The following is a 1006-nucleotide window of genomic DNA, read 5'->3' on the forward strand; positions in this document are numbered from 1 at the left end:
ATAAATATTATAAAGCCATGACGTGCCATTAATAGAAATAATTACTCGACGTCGTAATACATCCGTATCAAACCCAACTCCACAATATGTACCACTTGATTGATTAAGTCTAAAAAAACCATAGGACATACCATTAAATTTCACCCAGCAATCAACCGTAAAATCGCCTGCTTTAAAGTCAAATAAAGCAGATGAAGGTATTTGCAACGGTGTGCCAGTAAATTTGAATGCTTTGTCAAAATATCCGTCAACGATACTTACATTAGTATTGTTGATGATTTGATGATAACCTGTAGTATCTACAAAACTATCACCATGTAACAACAACAAAGTATTTTCATCCGGCTTGCCACTTTCTCCTGTCATTATAATCCTCTTTGGCATAACCACCTCCTTACCTTATATCCGGGATAATTACCGTTGTTAAACTATCATTATTACGCTGTACTACTATACCGTCCTTGATTTTAGAGGCAGGCATGTAATGCGGTACTGATAACTGCATATAGCTTACTACTGTCAGCATGGTTACTGCACATAACAGTAGCAAGTCATTTGATCTTGTATTAACTGTTGTTTGCATTGTCTTGTGTATTTAAATCCAAGTTAAGTTCAAACGTCAAAAAATAAGGATAGTTCGCCTTTGGGTCGATTTGAGCTATCTCTTCGACGGTTGTAGCGGCATAAGCTGCAGCCTCGTTACTTGCCTTGAGGTCGTATGTACGCTTTGCGTATATCTCAAGCAATGGCAACTTATCCAATGCCCATACAATAGGTACATCAATAGACTGCGGAGGCGTGCCGGTTGTCCACAACTTAGTAGTTGTTTGACCGTCTGCCTGCAATGCCGGGAGAGTGATAGAGTACAAAGAGTTGCGTAAATCCTTATCAATCCACAACTCTTGGTTCGCTACTTCCACACCACCGGATAGGACAGATATAAAAAACTTGTTGCTAAACTCGTCCTGTGCTTTTATCTCCTGCAATTTTGCTTGTCTGGCCGTCT

2 protein-coding genes are annotated in these 1006 nt (G+C 39.5%); both read right to left on the reverse strand.

Features of this window, described 5'->3' with window-relative positions:
- Positions 1 to 366: hypothetical protein (locus CTY47_RS16685; RefSeq protein WP_143813421.1), on the reverse strand; the 366-nt coding region annotated here is incomplete at its 3' end.
- A gap of 200 nt (positions 367 to 566) precedes the next feature.
- On the reverse strand, positions 567 to 1006 hold a 440-nt coding region (locus CTY47_RS17030; RefSeq protein WP_158228559.1), incomplete at its 5' end, for a hypothetical protein.

This window comes from Parabacteroides provencensis (assembly GCF_900232875.1).
Classification (GTDB): domain Bacteria; phylum Bacteroidota; class Bacteroidia; order Bacteroidales; family Tannerellaceae; genus Parabacteroides; species Parabacteroides chinchillae.